At 66.2% G+C, this 14,591-nt stretch carries 17 protein-coding genes and 2 pseudogenes; 6 read left to right on the top strand and 13 right to left on the bottom strand.

The features are described 5' to 3' along the window. Positions 1 to 16: 16 nt before the first annotated feature. The 6 genes from ACE3OG_RS05960 to ACE3OG_RS05935 are packed head-to-tail and all read right to left on the bottom strand — an operon-like array spanning position 17 to position 5,384. A complete protein-coding gene (locus tag ACE3OG_RS05960; RefSeq protein WP_374306681.1) occupies positions 17 to 1,132 on the bottom strand; it encodes a branched-chain amino acid ABC transporter substrate-binding protein in 1,116 nt (371 codons plus the stop codon). A gap of 4 nt (positions 1,133 to 1,136) precedes the next feature. Beyond that, the gene (locus tag ACE3OG_RS05955) at positions 1,137 to 1,454 is read right to left on the bottom strand and encodes a DUF6867 family protein (RefSeq protein WP_374306679.1); all 318 of its coding nucleotides are present in this window, start codon (positions 1,452 to 1,454) and stop codon (positions 1,137 to 1,139) included. Then, a complete protein-coding gene (locus tag ACE3OG_RS05950) occupies positions 1,451 to 2,176 on the bottom strand; it encodes an ABC transporter ATP-binding protein (protein ID WP_374306677.1) in 726 nt (241 codons plus the stop codon). Before ACE3OG_RS05950 ends, ACE3OG_RS05955 begins: the two co-directional genes overlap by 4 nt. Further along, positions 2,173 to 3,090, bottom strand: coding sequence for an ABC transporter ATP-binding protein (locus ACE3OG_RS05945; protein WP_374306675.1), 918 nt, complete (start codon positions 3,088 to 3,090; stop codon positions 2,173 to 2,175). Before ACE3OG_RS05945 ends, ACE3OG_RS05950 begins: the two co-directional genes overlap by 4 nt. Beyond that, the gene (livM, locus tag ACE3OG_RS05940; protein ID WP_374306673.1) at positions 3,090 to 4,463 is read right to left on the bottom strand and encodes a high-affinity branched-chain amino acid ABC transporter permease LivM; all 1,374 of its coding nucleotides are present in this window, start codon (positions 4,461 to 4,463) and stop codon (positions 3,090 to 3,092) included. Before livM ends, ACE3OG_RS05945 begins: the two co-directional genes overlap by 1 nt. Positions 4,464 to 4,466: 3 nt before the next feature. Beyond that, positions 4,467 to 5,384, bottom strand: a complete 918-nt coding sequence (locus ACE3OG_RS05935) for a branched-chain amino acid ABC transporter permease (RefSeq protein ID WP_374306878.1) — start codon at positions 5,382 to 5,384, stop codon at positions 4,467 to 4,469. A 261-nt stretch (positions 5,385 to 5,645) separates the two neighbouring features. On the opposite strand from ACE3OG_RS05935, the gene ACE3OG_RS05930 reads away from it, so the two are divergent. Continuing rightward, positions 5,646 to 6,140, top strand: coding sequence for a flavin reductase family protein (locus tag ACE3OG_RS05930; RefSeq protein ID WP_374306671.1), 495 nt, complete (start codon positions 5,646 to 5,648; stop codon positions 6,138 to 6,140). On the opposite strand, the gene ACE3OG_RS05925 is transcribed toward ACE3OG_RS05930, so the two are convergent. Continuing rightward, positions 6,125 to 7,228, bottom strand: coding sequence for an alpha/beta fold hydrolase (locus ACE3OG_RS05925; protein WP_374306669.1), 1,104 nt, complete (start codon positions 7,226 to 7,228; stop codon positions 6,125 to 6,127). The two genes, ACE3OG_RS05930 and ACE3OG_RS05925, sit on opposite strands and share 16 nt — an antisense overlap. A gap of 319 nt (positions 7,229 to 7,547) precedes the next feature. Here ACE3OG_RS05925 and ACE3OG_RS05920 point away from each other — a divergent pair, with 319 nt between their 5' ends. Then, positions 7,548 to 7,844 (top strand): usg protein, encoded by a 297-nt coding sequence (locus tag ACE3OG_RS05920; protein ID WP_374306667.1) that lies wholly within the window; start codon positions 7,548 to 7,550, stop codon positions 7,842 to 7,844. A gap of 108 nt (positions 7,845 to 7,952) precedes the next feature. On the opposite strand, the gene ACE3OG_RS05915 is transcribed toward ACE3OG_RS05920, so the two are convergent. Further along, positions 7,953 to 8,183 (bottom strand): hypothetical protein, encoded by a 231-nt coding sequence (locus ACE3OG_RS05915; RefSeq protein ID WP_374306665.1) that lies wholly within the window; start codon positions 8,181 to 8,183, stop codon positions 7,953 to 7,955. Positions 8,184 to 8,322: 139 nt separating this feature from the next. On the opposite strand from ACE3OG_RS05915, the gene ACE3OG_RS05910 reads away from it, so the two are divergent. Continuing rightward, positions 8,323 to 9,012 carry a DUF5343 domain-containing protein gene (locus tag ACE3OG_RS05910; RefSeq protein ID WP_374306663.1) on the top strand — a complete coding sequence of 230 codons (690 nt, stop codon included), beginning with the start codon at positions 8,323 to 8,325 and terminating at the stop codon, positions 9,010 to 9,012. Between the two features lie 347 nt (positions 9,013 to 9,359). Here ACE3OG_RS05910 and ACE3OG_RS05905 read toward each other — a convergent pair whose 3' ends face one another. The 5 genes and pseudogenes from ACE3OG_RS05905 to ACE3OG_RS05885 all read right to left on the bottom strand — a co-directional run bounded on the left by ACE3OG_RS05905 (position 9,360) and on the right by ACE3OG_RS05885 (position 11,563). Beyond that, a complete protein-coding gene (locus ACE3OG_RS05905) occupies positions 9,360 to 10,235 on the bottom strand; it encodes an IS1595 family transposase (RefSeq protein WP_374306661.1) in 876 nt (291 codons plus the stop codon). A 166-nt stretch (positions 10,236 to 10,401) separates the two neighbouring features. After that, positions 10,402 to 10,566: pseudogene (locus ACE3OG_RS05900) on the bottom strand (JAB domain-containing protein); the annotation flags it as partial. A gap of 103 nt (positions 10,567 to 10,669) precedes the next feature. Continuing rightward, positions 10,670 to 10,897, bottom strand: a complete 228-nt coding sequence (locus ACE3OG_RS05895; RefSeq protein ID WP_374306659.1) for a helix-turn-helix transcriptional regulator — start codon at positions 10,895 to 10,897, stop codon at positions 10,670 to 10,672. Positions 10,898 to 11,169: 272 nt separating this feature from the next. Then, positions 11,170 to 11,298, bottom strand: a pseudogene (locus tag ACE3OG_RS05890) (transposase); the annotation flags it as partial. A gap of 22 nt (positions 11,299 to 11,320) precedes the next feature. Next, the gene (locus ACE3OG_RS05885) at positions 11,321 to 11,563 is read right to left on the bottom strand and encodes a hypothetical protein (protein WP_374306657.1); all 243 of its coding nucleotides are present in this window, start codon (positions 11,561 to 11,563) and stop codon (positions 11,321 to 11,323) included. 148 nt (positions 11,564 to 11,711) lie between these two features. Here ACE3OG_RS05885 and ACE3OG_RS05880 point away from each other — a divergent pair, with 148 nt between their 5' ends. Genes ACE3OG_RS05880 through ACE3OG_RS05870 form a run of 3 tightly spaced genes read left to right on the top strand, consistent with a single transcriptional unit; the run spans position 11,712 to position 14,587 of the window. Beyond that, the gene (locus ACE3OG_RS05880) at positions 11,712 to 12,308 is read left to right on the top strand and encodes a TetR/AcrR family transcriptional regulator (RefSeq protein ID WP_260347782.1); all 597 of its coding nucleotides are present in this window, start codon (positions 11,712 to 11,714) and stop codon (positions 12,306 to 12,308) included. A 3-nt stretch (positions 12,309 to 12,311) separates the two neighbouring features. Then, positions 12,312 to 13,457 (top strand): efflux RND transporter periplasmic adaptor subunit, encoded by a 1,146-nt coding sequence (locus ACE3OG_RS05875; protein WP_260347783.1) that lies wholly within the window; start codon positions 12,312 to 12,314, stop codon positions 13,455 to 13,457. Beyond that, positions 13,454 to 14,587 carry an ABC transporter permease gene (locus ACE3OG_RS05870; RefSeq protein WP_260347784.1) on the top strand — a complete coding sequence of 378 codons (1,134 nt, stop codon included), beginning with the start codon at positions 13,454 to 13,456 and terminating at the stop codon, positions 14,585 to 14,587. Before ACE3OG_RS05875 ends, ACE3OG_RS05870 begins: the two co-directional genes overlap by 4 nt. Positions 14,588 to 14,591 lie beyond the last annotated feature (4 nt).

Below are 14,591 nucleotides of genomic sequence, written 5' to 3'. Positions count from 1 at the left end.
GCGCTCCTGAGAGCGCCTACATCTGCTTGTAGGTGATCCGCCCGTCCGGGCCCTTGCGCCATTCGAACACGACGTAGTCGGCCCGCGTCACGTCGCCCTTGGCGTCGAAGCTCAGGGGGCCGATCACCGTGTCGAAGCTCCGGCCCGAGTGCATCACGGCGGCCATCTCCTGCGGATCGAGCGACTTCGCGGCCTCGGCCGCCTGTTTCAGGACCTGCACGGCGGCGTAGGCGTAGAGCGTGTAGGTTTCGGGATTATAGTTCTTCGCCTTGAACGCGCCGACGACGCCGGCCGCCTCCGGGCGCTCGCGCGGGTCGGGCGGGAAGGTCATGAAGGCGCCCTCGACGCCCGGCCCGGCGATGGCGGCGAATTCGTCGGAGGCGATGCCGTCGCCGCCCATCAGCGGCGCGCTCACCCCCTGGTCGCGCATCTGGCGCAGCAGCAGGCCGCCCTCGGTGTGCACGCCGCCCCAATAGACGATCGTCGCGCCCGAGCCCTTGATCTTGGAGACGAGGGCCGAGAAATCCTTCTCGCCCTTGTTCAGCCCTTCGTAGAGGACTTCCCTGATCCCCAGCGCGTTGAGGTTCTTCTTCGTCTCGTCGGCGAGGCCCTTGCCGTAGGTGGTCTTGTCGTGGACGATGGCGATCTTCGCGTCCTTGAGGCCGGCGAGGAATTTCGCCGCCACCGCGCCCTGCTGGTCGTCGCGCCCGCAGGTGCGGAACAGCGTCGCGATCCCGCGCTCGGTGATCTTGGGATTGGTCGAGCCGGGCGTGATCTGCAGCACGCCGTTCTCGGCGTAGACGTCGGACGCCGGCATGGTCACGCCGGAATTGAAGTGGCCGACGACGAAGGCGACCTGCTCGCCGACGAATTTGTTGGCGACCGAGACGCCCTGCTTGGGGTCGGCGCCGTCGTCGCCGACATGGACGACGATCTTCTGGCCGAGAATTCCGCCCTTCGCGTTGATGTCGGCCGCGGCCTGCTCGACGCCGTTGCGCAGCTGCGCGCCGAAGGCGGCGTCGGGACCGGTGATCGGCGCGCCGACGCCGATCTGCACGTCGGCCGACGCGGGCGCGGCGCCGGCGAGCGCCAGAGCGAGCGCGGCGGCCGCGAAAAACCTCAACCGTTTCATATCGTCAGTCTCCCTGTCCGCCTTTTTCGCGCGCGAGAAGGGCGCCGTAATGAACCCGCATCTGCCGCCGCCGGGCGAGCATGTAGCCGACGGAAAGAAACGCCAGCGCCGCGCCGAGGTCGAGAGCGAAGCCGCGCGCGCTGAGGAGCGGTTCGCCGGCCAGCGCAGAATGCAGGAATCGCGCGGCGAGCGCGATGAGCAGCCCGTACAGCGCGGCGACCGGGCGCGGGCTCCAGGCGAGCGCCGCCGCCCGCCCGGCGGCGAAGGCGGCCGAGCCGCACAGCGCGACGCTGATCGCGAGGAAGGCCGCAAGCGCGCTCAAAGCCCGCCCTCGAGATAGGCGGCGCGCACCTCGCGGCGCGCCAGCAGCTCGCGCCCGCCGCCCGAAAGCGTGATCTCGCCATTGACCATGACATAGGCGCGATGGGCGAGCGAAAGCGCGTGGAAGGCGTTCTGCTCGACGAGGAACACCGAGAGGCCGTCCCGGTTGAGGTCGCGCAAAACCTCGAAAATCTGCCTGGCGACGAGCGGGGCGAGGCCGAGCGAAGGCTCGTCGAGCATGAGCAGACGCGGCCGGCTCATCAGCGCGCGCGCGATGGCGAGCATCTGCTGCTCGCCGCCCGACAGCGTGCCGCCGCGCTGGCCGGCGCGCTCCTTGAGGCGCGGGAAGATCGCGAACATGCGTTCGAGGTCCTGCGAGAAATGCGCGCCGCCGGCGAGCATGGCGCCCATCTGCAGGTTTTCGCGCACGCTCATGCGGGCGAACACGCGCCTGCCTTCGGGCGACTGGGCGAGGCCGAGTTTTGCGATCTCATGCGTCGGGAGCTTCGTGAGATCGCGCCCGTCGAAGCGGATCTCGCCGGCCGACGCGCGCGGATCGCCGAAGATGGTCATCATCAGGGTGGTCTTGCCGGCGCCGTTGGCGCCGATCAGCGTGACGATCTCGCCGTCGCCGACGTCGAGGTCGACGCCGCGCAGCGCCTCGACGCCGCCATAGCCGGCGCGCACGCCGCGAACCGAAAGGAGGGGCGCGCGCGCGTTCACGCCGGAAAGCTCGCCGCCTCGGCCGCGTCGTCGACGCCGAGATAGGCCTTGATCACCGCCTCGTCGGCGCGGATTTGCGCCGGCGTCCCGTCGGCGATCTTCACGCCGTGGTCGAGCACGACGATATGGTCGGCGACTCTCATGACGACCGACATGTCGTGCTCGATGATCAGGATCGAGACGCCGTGCTCGTCGCGCAGGCTGCCGATGAGCGCGGCGAGCTCGTGCGATTCATGCGGGTTGAGGCCGGCGGCGGGCTCGTCGAGGCAGAGCAGGACGGGCGCGCCGGCCATGGCGCGGGCGATCTCGAGCCGACGCTGCGCGCCATAGGGCAGGGCGCCGGCCGGCTCGTCGGCGCGCTCGAGCAGCCCCGCGCGCTCGAGCCAGTAGCGGGCGGTCTCCAGCGCGCGCGCCTCGCGCGCGCCGTAGGCGCGCGGCCCGAAGCCGAAGCCGAGGCGCGCCGGCAGGTCGAGCGGGCCGCCGACGAGGGCGCGATGCTGCGCGACGACAAGGTTCTCGAGCGCCGTCATGCCGCGAAAGAGGCGGATGTTCTGGAAGGTGCGGGCGACGCCGGCGCGCGCGATCTCGTGGCCCGGCATGCGCTCCAGGAGAAAGATGTCGCAGGCGCCGCCCTTCAGCGCGCGCCGCGGCGCTCTGGTCGCCGCGTCGAGCCGCGCCCGCCATTGGGTGTCGCTCAGGCTCGCCCCGGGCGCCGCTATGGTCAGGGCGATGCGCCCGCCGCAGGGGCGGTAGAAGCCGGCGACGCAGTTGAACACGGTGGTCTTTCCGGCCCCGTTCGGCCCGATCAGGGCCGTGACCTCGCCGACCTTCGCCTCGAAATCGAGCGACTGCACGGCCGAGAGCCCGCCGAAGCGCATGGCGAGGTTCTCGACGCGCAGGAGCGGCGGCCTCATCAGCCGCGGCCCTCGCCGGCGAGCGCCCCGACGACGAGCTTCGGGCGGCGCAGGAAGATCGTCGGGGTTCGCAGCGAGACGAGGCCGCGCGGGCGCCAGTTCATCACCGCGACCATGGCGAGGCCGACGATCAGCATGCGGTACTGCGTCGGATCGAAGGATGGGCCGAACAGGTTTTTCAGGGCGTCGAGCTCGCGCAGGAGCTCCGAGCCGCCGATGATCGCGACCGCGGCGAGCGCGACGCCGAGCTGCGAGCCGGCGCCGCCGAGCACGACGAGGGCGAGGATCGTCGCCGACTCCATGAAGGTGAAGCTCGTCGGCGAGACGAAGTTCTGCCGCGCCGCGAACAGCGCGCCGGCGACCCCGGCGATCGAGGCGCCGAGCGAGAAGGCGGCGAGCTTGACGGCGACCGTGTCGACGCCGAGCGCCTTGGCCGCGATCTCGTCCTCGCGCAGCGCCTCGAAGGCGCGCCCGAGCGGCGCCTTGCGCAGGCGAAGGGTGAGGAAATTCACGACGAGGGCGATCGCGAGGATCAGGTAGAACAGGAAGATCAGCCGGTGGACCGGCGCGAATTTCAGCCCGAGCAGGGCGGACGCGCCGTGCGGGCCCGGAACGAAGGGCCAGCCGAAGAAGGTGAGGCGCGGGAAGGAGCCGATCCCGGCGTCGCCGTTGGTCAGCGCCGTCCAGTTGACGAGCACGAGGCGGATGATCTCGCCGAAGGCCATGGTGACGATGGCGAGGTAGTCGCCGCGCAGCCGCAGGACGGGCAGGCCGAGCGCCGCGCCGAAGCCCGCCGCGAGAAGCCCGGCGATCGGCAGGCAGAGCCAGAACGACAGGCCGAAATGCGCGGACAGCAGCGCGTAGGCGTAGGCGCCGACGGCGTAGAAGGCGACGTAGCCAAGGTCGAGCAGGCCGGCGAGCCCGACGACGATGTTGAGGCCCCAGCCGAGCAGCACGTAGAGCAGGATCTGCACGCCGAAATTGTCGATCCATTTCAGCGCGCCGGCGGGGCCGAGCAGGGCGGTGACGGCGACGGGGAAGGCGAGGAGCGCGGCAAGGCCCAGCGCGCCGGCCCATGTCCACGCCGCGGCGAGGACTTTGGCGCGCCGCTCGGACGGCGCGCGCGTCGTCAGGGCGCGCCGCTTGCGGCCGGCGAGGAGGAGGAAGGCGAAGCGCAGGACGAAGGCGGCGGCGACGAAGGCGGCGACCGTCGGCCAGCGGCTCGCAAGCGCCAGCCGGTTGTCGAAGTCCTGTTCGGTCCTGAAGGCGAGGATGGGGAAGCTCAGCGCCGCCATGAGGAGCGCGGCCAGGCCCGCGCCCTTCAGCGACTGGCGCAGCCGCTCTTGCGGCCGTTCGCCTTCCGTCGGCGCCATTTGCTAGACCTTCTCGACGTCGGGCCGGCCAAACAGGCCTGACGGCATGAAGATCAGCGTCGCGATGAGGATCGAGAAGGCGGCCACATCCTTGTAGTCGCTGGAGAAATAGGCGGCCCAGAAGGTCTCGACGAGGCCGATGGCGAGCCCTCCCAGCACGGCGCCGGGCAGCGAGCCGACGCCGCCCAGCACGGCGGCGGTGAAGGCCTTGACGCCCGGCACGAAGCCGTCGCTCGAATTGATGACGCCGTAATAGACCATGTAGAGGACGCCGGCGACGGCGGCGAGCGCCGCGCCGATGACGAAGGTCAGCGAGACGGTGCGGTCGACGTCGACGCCGAGCAGGGCGGCCATGCGCGCGTCCTGCTCGCAGGCGCGCTGCGCCCGCCCGAAGCTTGTCTTCTGGACGAGGAGCCAGAAGCCGGCGAGCAGCAGCGCGGTGACGCCGACGATCAGCGCCTGCTTGTAGGAGACGACGACGTCGTAGCCGCCGCCCTGCGTCACCCGGATCACGTCGTTGAACATCGGCGGCAGCGCCTTGTTGCGCGGCCCCTGCAGCACATAGACGAGGTTCGAGAGGAAGATCGACATGCCGATCGCCGAGATCAGCGGCGCGAGCCGGAACGAGCCGCGCAGCCGCCGGTAGGCGACGCGCTCGATCGCCCACGCCCAGAGCGAGGTCAGCGCCATCGCGGCGAACAGCACGATCACGAAGGCGAAGGCGAGCGAGCCGACGCCCAGAATCTGCGTCAGAATCAGAAAAATGATCAGCGCGATGAAGGCGGAGAGCATGAACACGTCGCCATGGGCGAAATTGACCATGCCGATGATGCCGAACACCATGGTGTAGCCGATCGCGATCAGCCCGTAGATCGAGCCGAGGGTGACGCCGTTGATGAGCTGCTGCAGGAATACGTCCATGAGGCGGGGCGGGCGCTCCGGGTTGGCGGGAGGCGCCGCGTCCATGGGCGCCGAAGAATTCCCAGCAGGCGCGACATTGCGTCCTGACGCGCGCGCTGGCAAGACCGGCGGACGGCTTTAGGAAGGCTGAGGCCCCGCGGCGCGGGCGTCCTGGCCGGAATGGGAAAATTGGCCGGAACGGCGAGAATGGAAAGGCGCGCGATGACGGACGAGGCGGCAGGCGCCAAGGCGGCAGGAGCTGGCGCGGCGAGGGCGAAGGCTTTGAAGATATCGTCTACGCCGGATTCGGCGCAATTCCGCGAGGCGATGAGCCGCGTCGCCGCGTCTGTGCATATCGTCGCGACGGACGGCCCGGCCGGCCTTGGCGGGCTCACCGCGACCTCCTTCGCTTCGATCTCGGCCGATCCGCCGATGCTGCTCTTCTGCATCCACAAGGGCTCGCCGACCGCCGACCGGATGCTCGAGAACGGCGTTTTCTGCGTCAACGAGCTTCGGCCGGAGCACCAGCCGCTCGCCGACGTCTTCGCCGGCCGGGGCGGCCATCGGCTCGAGGAGCGCTTTTCGGCAGGCGGCTGGGGCAAGCTCAGCACCGGCGCGCCCGCTCTCGAGGGCGCCCTCGCGAGCTTCGACTGTCGGCTCGTCGAGGCGAAGGAGGTCGGCACCCATCTCATCATGATCGGCGCGGTCGAGGCCGTCGCCTACGGCGAGGCGACTGAGGCGCTCGCCTACGTGCATCGCGCCTATCGCTCGCTCTGAGGCGGACGGGGCCGCCCGCCGCCGCCCTTCGGACCGCCTTTGGGCCCGTCTTTCGGCCCCGCGCCGCGGGGCTTCGCGCCGGCCGTCCCGTCCGGCTTCCTGGCCGCGGGCTTCTGCGGCGCTTTCGACGTCTTGGCCGGCGCAGGCGTCTTCGGAGCTTTCGCCGCGCCCTCGGCGCTTCCCTTGGCCGGCGCGGCCCTGGCCGCGGCGGGCGGGGCTGCGGGCGTCCTGACGGCGAGCTTCGGGCGCCCGGACGGGCGGCGCGCGGCGACTTTTCGCGGCGGCGCGGCCATCCGCGTCTTCGCCTGCGGCTCGGCGAGGAAGGCCAGGACGGCGGCGGCGAATCCTTCCGCGTCCTCGACCGCCGACATGTGCGACGTGTCGAGCGTCGCCAGTCCCGCGCCCTCGATCGCGCCGGCGACGAAGGCCGCGAGCTCGGGCGGCGAGGAGGGGTCGCGCGCCCCGGCGACGACCAGAACCTTGTGGGAGACGCCGCCGATCGCCTCGCGCAGATCCGCGTCGCGCAGCGCGGCGCAGCCGCCGGCGTAGCCTTCCGCCGAGGTCGCGCGGAAATTCGCCATCACCTTTTCGACGGCGGCGGGCTCGGCGGCGAGAAACTCCGGCGTGAACCAGCGCGCCTGCGTCGCCTCCGACAGGCTGGCGGGGCCGTCGCGCCGCGCGGCGCGGATGCGCCCGTTCCAGAGGTCGGGCGAGCCGACCTTGGCCGCCGTGTTGGCGAGCGCGGCGCGGCCGATGCGGGACGGCGCGGCCAGCATCGCGGCGAGCCCCGTCATGCCGCCCATCGAGAGGCCGATCCAGTGCGCGCGCTCGATCCCGAGCGCGTCGAGCAGGGCGATCGCGTCGCGCGCGAGGCCGAAGATCGAATAGGGCGCGGGCGAAGCCGCGCTGGCGCCGTGGCCGCGGCAGTCGTAGCGCACGAGGCGGAACCGTTCGGCGAGCGCTGGCGCGACGGCGTCGAAGACCTCGAGCGAGCCGCCGAGATGGTGGGCGAGGATCACGGCCTCGCCGTCGTCGGGGCCCTCGACGCGGACGTTGAGGGCCGCGCCCTCGACCATGATCTGCGCCATGTGGATGTTCCTGGTGGATGTTCCTGGTGGATGTTCCTGCTTCCTGGAAGGCCGCCGGCGCGGCGTCGGGATTGGGCCAGCGCGGCGCAAGCCTTGCAAGAAAAAATTTGCGAAGCGCATGCGAAGCTCGCGACTTGGGCGTTTAGGGCTTGAACGTCGAAGAAGTCGGAAGTCGAAGAAGCCTCACGTCGAGCGGGCGCGGCCGGCGCCGGAATGGAGTGATCGCCGTCAGGCGCGCAAAGGGAGAACGCACGAAGGGCGACTTGAGCGGCAGGGCCTGCGCGCCGTCCGCGCGCGGCGGATTTGGAGGTTCGTCCAGATGACCGGAGCCAAGAAGTTCGAGCTGAACGCGTCCAGCGATTTTCTCAGGCAGATGGCCGGCTACGGGCTCGCCACGGCGGAGATCCTCTACCGCCTGCCCGACCATCAGCGCCTGCTGCAGAGCTACATCTGGCAGGACTACGACCTCGCCCCCGAATTTCCGACGCTGAAGAAATTTCTCGATTTCTGGACGCGCAAGCTCGACGGTCCGCTGCACAGCGTGCGCGTCGCCCATAGCCGGCTGATCCGGCCGGCCGAGTTCCGCGCCGTGGACGGAGAGTTCCGTCTGCACTGAAATATCTCGGAACAAAGTTTGCGGAAGGGCGGGCGATATCGATCGATGGTCGCCCGTTGCGACCACGCGACATTAAGGGAATTATCCCCTTGACGCAAGTGTTGCAACTTAGGCGACAGGCCCTCCCGGCCACTTCTTCCGCCCGGCCTGCATATCATCCAGTTCCTTTGCATTAAATTCCAGTACATCTTCCCTTGGCACGCCAACGGGTTGTGTTAGCCCCTGACTCAGTCTTCCCGTAGAATCGGGGCTGACGACATAAACCGTGGTTTTTGACGCGCCCACGGCCACCATCGCCTTTGGCGTACCCCAAGCCGGCCGAACAATCACCATTTTCATTTTAAGCTAACCTCCTCATATTCAAAGGGAAGTCAGTTCTCTGGCATGCCGTCAAACTATTTATCGGCGATTGAAGTGCCATACTTGCGCCGCGGTACGCGGTATGGTATTAAATTCGGAGCAAATTTAGGAGGGTCGGATGGCCCAAGAGGATGACGGCACAAAGCGCGTTGCGGCTCCGTACATCGCATACCAGACTCTGCGGAACTTTCTCGCCCCTCTCAAGGAGCATGTGATCCCAAATCGGATCGGGAAAGACTTGATGCGGACCATGTCCGGCGCGACGCAGACCCAACTAATAACCGCGCTAAAGTTTCTCGGACTGATAGAAGACGACGGCACGCCAACGGATGCTTTGAAGGGGCTGGTTGCCGCGTATGAGACCGATCAATATCCCTCTGCGCTCGAGACGGTTCTTCTGGGAGCCTATGCTGACCTTTTTAAGCTTTCCCTTGCGACCTCAAGCCCCTCTGAGTTCAGCCAAGCTTTTCAGAGGGCCTACCCATGCGAAGGTGAGACGCTACGGAAGGGCATCACGTTCTTTTTGAACGCTGCTCGCGAGGCTCAGGTGCAGCTGAGCCCATTCTTGACCAAAAACAGTAAGGTGCGATCTGCGGCACCTCGGCGAAGGGCGAAATCCAACGGCAAGAAACCTGAGCCGCCTATGGCTGCGGCGCCAAAAATTTCTGCGGTGCCCGTAGGCGTCCCGAGGACCATTTCAGAGCAACTTCTGGGAAAATTCCCGGAGTTCGACCCTGGATGGACCGACGATCTAAAGGCCAAATGGTTTGAGGGCTATCAGAAGCTTTTGTCGATGGCTGAGAAATAAAACGGCGGCCATCAAAGGCCGCCGTAGAAATCCCTCGTCCGGGGGATCAGACCGGCGCTGAATAGACGCCGGGGACAAGGAGCGCCGGGATGGCATGCCGTCCCTTCGTGGTATGGTGGATTGCGCCCACCTGCCACATGCTCTTGTTAAAGTAACGAGCCGGGGCGGGTGACCGCTCCGGCTTCTTTATGTATCATGCGCCAGTCAGAATCGCAAGGATTCCAGCGTGTTAACACTCGCCGAAGCCCTAAAAAGCGGGCGATTACAAGACTTTATTGCCGAGCAGGAAGCGCTCGGAATGGGGCCTATTAATCGCTCAGAATTTGACGCCTTGACTGGGGCGCTGATCAAAGCGCCGCAATCAGGAGATCAAACATCGCATTCTCCATCACGCGATGATTCGACCGGAAAGCGAACTCGCCAAGGTAGCGATCGGCGTACTTCGCGCTGATGTGAATGTGCGTCGATGCAATCGACTTCTTGAACAGCTTCCAGAAGCTCTCGACGCGGTTCGTGTTGTGAACAGCGTCATGACGATAGTCGTAGTAGCTCCATTCCTTCTCGCCGTGCTTCACCGTGCCATGCTTGTAACCATCGCCGGTTAGTAAGCCGTAGCTGATCAGTTCATCCGTCGAGACGATGGAGCCGGGCTCGACGTTCTCAAGCACGACGCCGCGAAGCGTCTCCTTCTTTACGTTCGGGATGGTCTGGGCTGCGATCTTGCCGCCGCGCTCGGCCATGCCCATGACGATCGTCTTGCCCGCCGCGCCGCGACCGCGCTTGCCGGGGCGGCGACCGCCGACATACGCCTCATCAAGCTCGACGTGGCCCTTGAGCATGGCGAAGCCATCCGCCGTCGTCATGAGCTGGCGGATTTGCTGGCCCATGCGCCACGCGGTCTTGTAGGTCACGCCAAGCGTGCGCTCCAGTTCCTTGCCGGAGACGCCATGGCGCGTCGCGATAAAGAGATAGATCGCGTAGAACCAAGACTGAAGCGACGTGCGGCTGTCTTGAAAGATCGTACCAGCGCAGGGATAGACGTGATCCCCGCAGGCGGCGCAGGCGAAGGCGCGGCGGCCAGTGATCTTGTGGAACGTCGCCTCGACGCCGCACTTGCCGCAGGCGTGGCGCATCCCGTACCGCACTTCCATGACGCGGTTCAGGCAAGCCTCATCGTCGGGGAACTCGGCGAAGAACTGTTTGACGGTGAGCTTGGAAGGCATGGCAGCGACGTCCTCTTGACGTCCCCAATATGCCAAATCATCGTACTTGCGTCAAGGGGATACTACCCTAAAAGTATGCACGGCGATATGCAAAATTAAAGAAAAATAAACCGACGCCGTGTTTTGTTTGTTCAATTACGCGCTTGCAGTTTTTGCCGAGGGTGCCTCAGATCAGCTTCATCGCCTTGAGGCTCGCGTGCCCGCGCTTGCCGACGATCAGATGGTCGTGCACGGCGACGTTGAGCGGCTTGCCGATCTTCACGATCTGGTGCGTCAGCATGATGTCCTCATGCGAGGGCGAGGGGTCGCCCGAGGGGTGGTTGTGCATCATTCCACGAAAATCCATATCGTATTGATATTGCAGATATTTTTCTGGAATTCGGTGAAGTTGGTGCCGGGGAATGGGGCATGTCCCCAATGACCAATCGTGATCATCACGGCTGATCACCAGTGAGTTCAGTGAGTCGCCTTGATGCACGGCAACTCACTGTATTCCTTTCATCCCACGCTTCAAGCTCGTCGATCGGATAGAGGACGGCTTTGCCAATCTTAACGAACGACGGGCCGATCTTCATCGCCCGCCAGTTCCGAAGCGTTCCAACCGAGACGCCGCCTCGATAGCGTTCCGAGACCTCCTCAGGGGTAAGAAATTTGTTGTCCAATGTTAGCCTCCTTCGGTCGACGGTCGACAACGTGGTGTCGCTCATTTGATGGACATCGAGCGCGAGGCTAGTTCCCTGAGTGCAATGTCACCCGAAGTCACCGTTGGGCTTGCCTGTCATTGGTCGCTCACGCTGTTGCGCGAACGACCATGCAGCGCTGAGGGAAATCGGGGAAGCCTGATTTGGTCCGCGTAGGGAGCACGGATAGTCAGGGTTAGATATAGGCCGGTCGAGCGACCGGGCTCGGCGATCCTGAGTTAAAAATTGCGCATACTGATCTGGTTCGGGTGCACGTCGAACTGCTGCCTCAGCTCGACGATCGTTTTCTCGCCCCTGACGGCTGCAAGGGCCACCTTCGCCTTGAAAGCCGGCGTGTGGTTCCGCCGCAGTCGTTTCGCCATGGTCTCTCTCCTATCGCGGCCATCATGCCGCCTTCCGGCAGAAACTCCACTTATCCAACCTGTCCAGTTTTCCCGAACCTGCTCTCTCCGCTGCGTCCGGCTTGTTGAACAGAAGCGGCGAAAAATACGCTGGATCGAGGACGTCGTGCGTTCCAATCAACATATTGCGTTGGACAAAACCGGCTGCGGTGTAGGTCCGGACCATGCTTGTCTCGATGGCGAAGGAGTGCTCGCCGACAGCACAAGGCGGATGACCTTGCCACATACCTCGCTGTTTCCTTCGCCATCTACGTCATAGCGAGCAGCGAATATGGACCTCTTGGCTAGTGATTCATCCATGGTCGCTTGCGATTGACATAGCGTAAGGGTCTATCATATTAGTTAGTGTCTGATAACTAACAATAGGGAAATCTATGCGCAAGCGGGCGGAGCTTCGCAAGGCCGAGATCGTCGCCGCCCTCCTGGGATTGGCTGACAGCATCGGGCCGGACCGTGTGACGACCGGAGCGGTGGCGTCGTCGATCGGCATCACCCAGGCGGCGCTGTTCAGGCATTTCCCGACCAAGGACACGCTTTGGCAGACTGTGGCCGAGCATGTGGCCGAAGGTCTGGAGGAGGCGTGGGACGACGCATTGAGCCGATGCGATGAGCCTATCGCCAGGTTGCGTGCTTTGATTGCCGCGCAGTTCGCGCAGATCGCTACCACCCCCGCACTTCCCATGCTGCTGTTCTCGCGCGAGCTGAATGTCACCAATGCGGAGCTGCGCGCCACGTTCAACAGCACGCTCAAGGCTTTTCACCGCCTGCTCGCGCGCGAGGTCAGTGCGGGACAGGAAGCAAGGGCTATGCGAGGCGATGTCATGCCGGACGATGTGGCGGTGCTGCTGACGTCGCTCGTGCAGGGGGTGGCGATCCGCTGGGCGCTCGGTGAGCGCGAGTTCGACCTGCGCGAAGAGGGATTGCGGCTGTTCGACGTGCAATGCCGCCTTCTGGCTGCAAGGGGAGAATAGGCGATGCGACGAATCGGGCTTTCGGGCATTCTTCTGGCCTTGGCTGTCGGAGCAGGCTTTCTGTTCTTCACCGAACGGCCGCTGGTGGTGACGGTCGTTCAACCTGAACGCGATGTCGCCCTTCGCATTTACGGACTCGGCACCGTCGAGGCGCGGGTTCTCAGCCGTATCGGCTTCGAGGTGGGTGCCGCGCTGACCTCTCTTGCCGCCGATGCCGGGGACAGCGTGATCCGGGGACAGGAACTGGCCATCCTTCACTCCGCCGAGCAGGAGGCGCGGGTGGCGCGCGCCCATGCGACAGTGGCGACCAACAAGGCCAATCTCGCCAAGGCCAATGCCGCAGTCGTGCGCGCCCGCGCGGTGCTCGCCGAGCGCGAGACGGCGAACCGTCGTCAGCAGGGGCTGGTGCAGCGCGAAGTCGCCTCGGCCCAGCGCGCCGAGGAAGCCCAACGCGATGAGGACGTGGCGCGAGCCGATCTGGCGGTAGCGGAGGCCGATCTGGCAGTGATCCGGGCGCAGGGCCTGGACGCGGCGGCAGCCCTGCGACAGGAGGAAGCCATTCTCGCCCATCACCGGCTGGTCGCACCCTACGATGCGCTGGTCGTCGCTCGCCACGCGGAGCCGGGCACGGTGGTGAAGGCGGGCGATCCGATCTTCACGCTGATCGACCCAGCCACCGTCTGGATCCAAGCCTATGTCGACGAAGAGCGCGCCGGCCAGCTTGTCCCTGGCCAGCAAGGTACAATCCGGCTGCGGTCGCAGCCGTCGGCCGAGTTCCACGGCACAATCGTCCGCATCGGTATCGAAAGTGACCGAGTGAACGAGGAACGCCGCGTCTGGCTGGCCTGCGCTGACTGTCCCGCCGAGATGTTTCTCGGCGAGCAGGCCGAGGTGCGTATCACCACCGGCAGCCGGGAAAGCGCGCTGATGGTTCCCGAGGTGGCGATCACCGGTTTCGACGGCCATCGCGGCACGGTGTGGACGGTGCAGAACGGCCGTCTCGCGCGAGCGCACTTGACCTTCGGTGCCCGCGACGATCGCGGCCGCGTCGAAGTTGCGGGCGGCCTGCCCGAAGGGGCGGCGATCGTCGCCAGACCGCCGAAGGGTGTGGCTGGGGGCAGACGTGCCCGCCCCGAGGATGCGCCATGAACCTTGCGCTCAAGGACATCCGCCACGGTCTGTTTCGCTTCGTCTTGACCTGCTTCGGGCTGGGGCTGCTGATGACGGTCGTGCTGGCGATGATCGGCATCTACAACGGCCTCGTTTCGGACGCGCTGGCGGTGGTGAAGGCGCCGGTGGCCGATGTCTGGGTGGTCGAGGCTGGAACCAAGGGTCCGTTTGCGGAAGCGTCCAGCATCCCTGCCGATACGCGCGATGCGGTGGCGAGGATGCCCGGTGTCGCCGAAGCCGGCGCGGTCAACTACCAGAACGTCGAGGCTTTCCATGCCGGGCGTACGCTCAGGATCTACGTCGTCGGCTACGAGCCCGGTCGGCCCGGTGGGCCGCAAGCGATCGCCGAGGGGCGCGGCATCGGCGCCAGCCATTTCGAGCTGGTCGCCGACCGCAAGACCGGCCTTCTACCCGGCGAGACGATCCGGTTCGGGCGTAAGCGCTTCACCGTCGTCGGGCTTGTCGAGGGCGCGATGAATTCCGGCGGTGACCCGGCGGTCTACGTGACGCTCGCCGACGCGATGGCGCTCCAGACCGAACTCGACCCGGCCGCCCAGCGGGTGCAGGCGGCGCGCGGGGCGGTTTCCGTCAAGTCCGCATCGGTGGCGGCCGTCATCGCCCGCATGGCGCCCGGCGCCGATGTCGATCTATTGACCGCCACAGTGCGCCAGTGGAAGCACCTCGCCGCCATGACCCAGGCCGAACAGGAGGAATTGCTGCTCGTTTCCGTGGTGGACAAGGCGCGCCGCCAGATCGGGCTGTTCCTCGGCATCCTACTCTCCGTCAGCGCCGTGGTGATCGCGCTCATCATCTACACGATGACGATGGAGAAGCTGAAGCAGATCGCCACGCTGAAGTTGATCGGCGCCCCCGACCGCACCATCGTCGCGCTGATCGTGCAGCAGGCGTTGATCCTCGGCGCCTCGGGCTGGGCGATCGGCCTGATGCTGATCCTTAGCGTGAAGGACTACTTTCCCCGCCGCGTGGTGCTGGAGCCGTTCAACGTCATGGTCCTTGCCGGCATCATCGCCGCCGTCTGCCTGCTGTCCTCGGCGCTCGGCGTGCGGGCGGCGATGAAGGTCGACCCGGCCACAGCGCTCGGGAGCTGACCGA

Source organism: Methylocella sp. (assembly GCF_041905455.1).
GTDB lineage: Bacteria > Pseudomonadota > Alphaproteobacteria > Rhizobiales > Beijerinckiaceae > Methylocapsa.
Note: the sequence above shows the minus strand (reverse complement) of the source record. Positions and strands in the feature narration are given on the sequence as shown.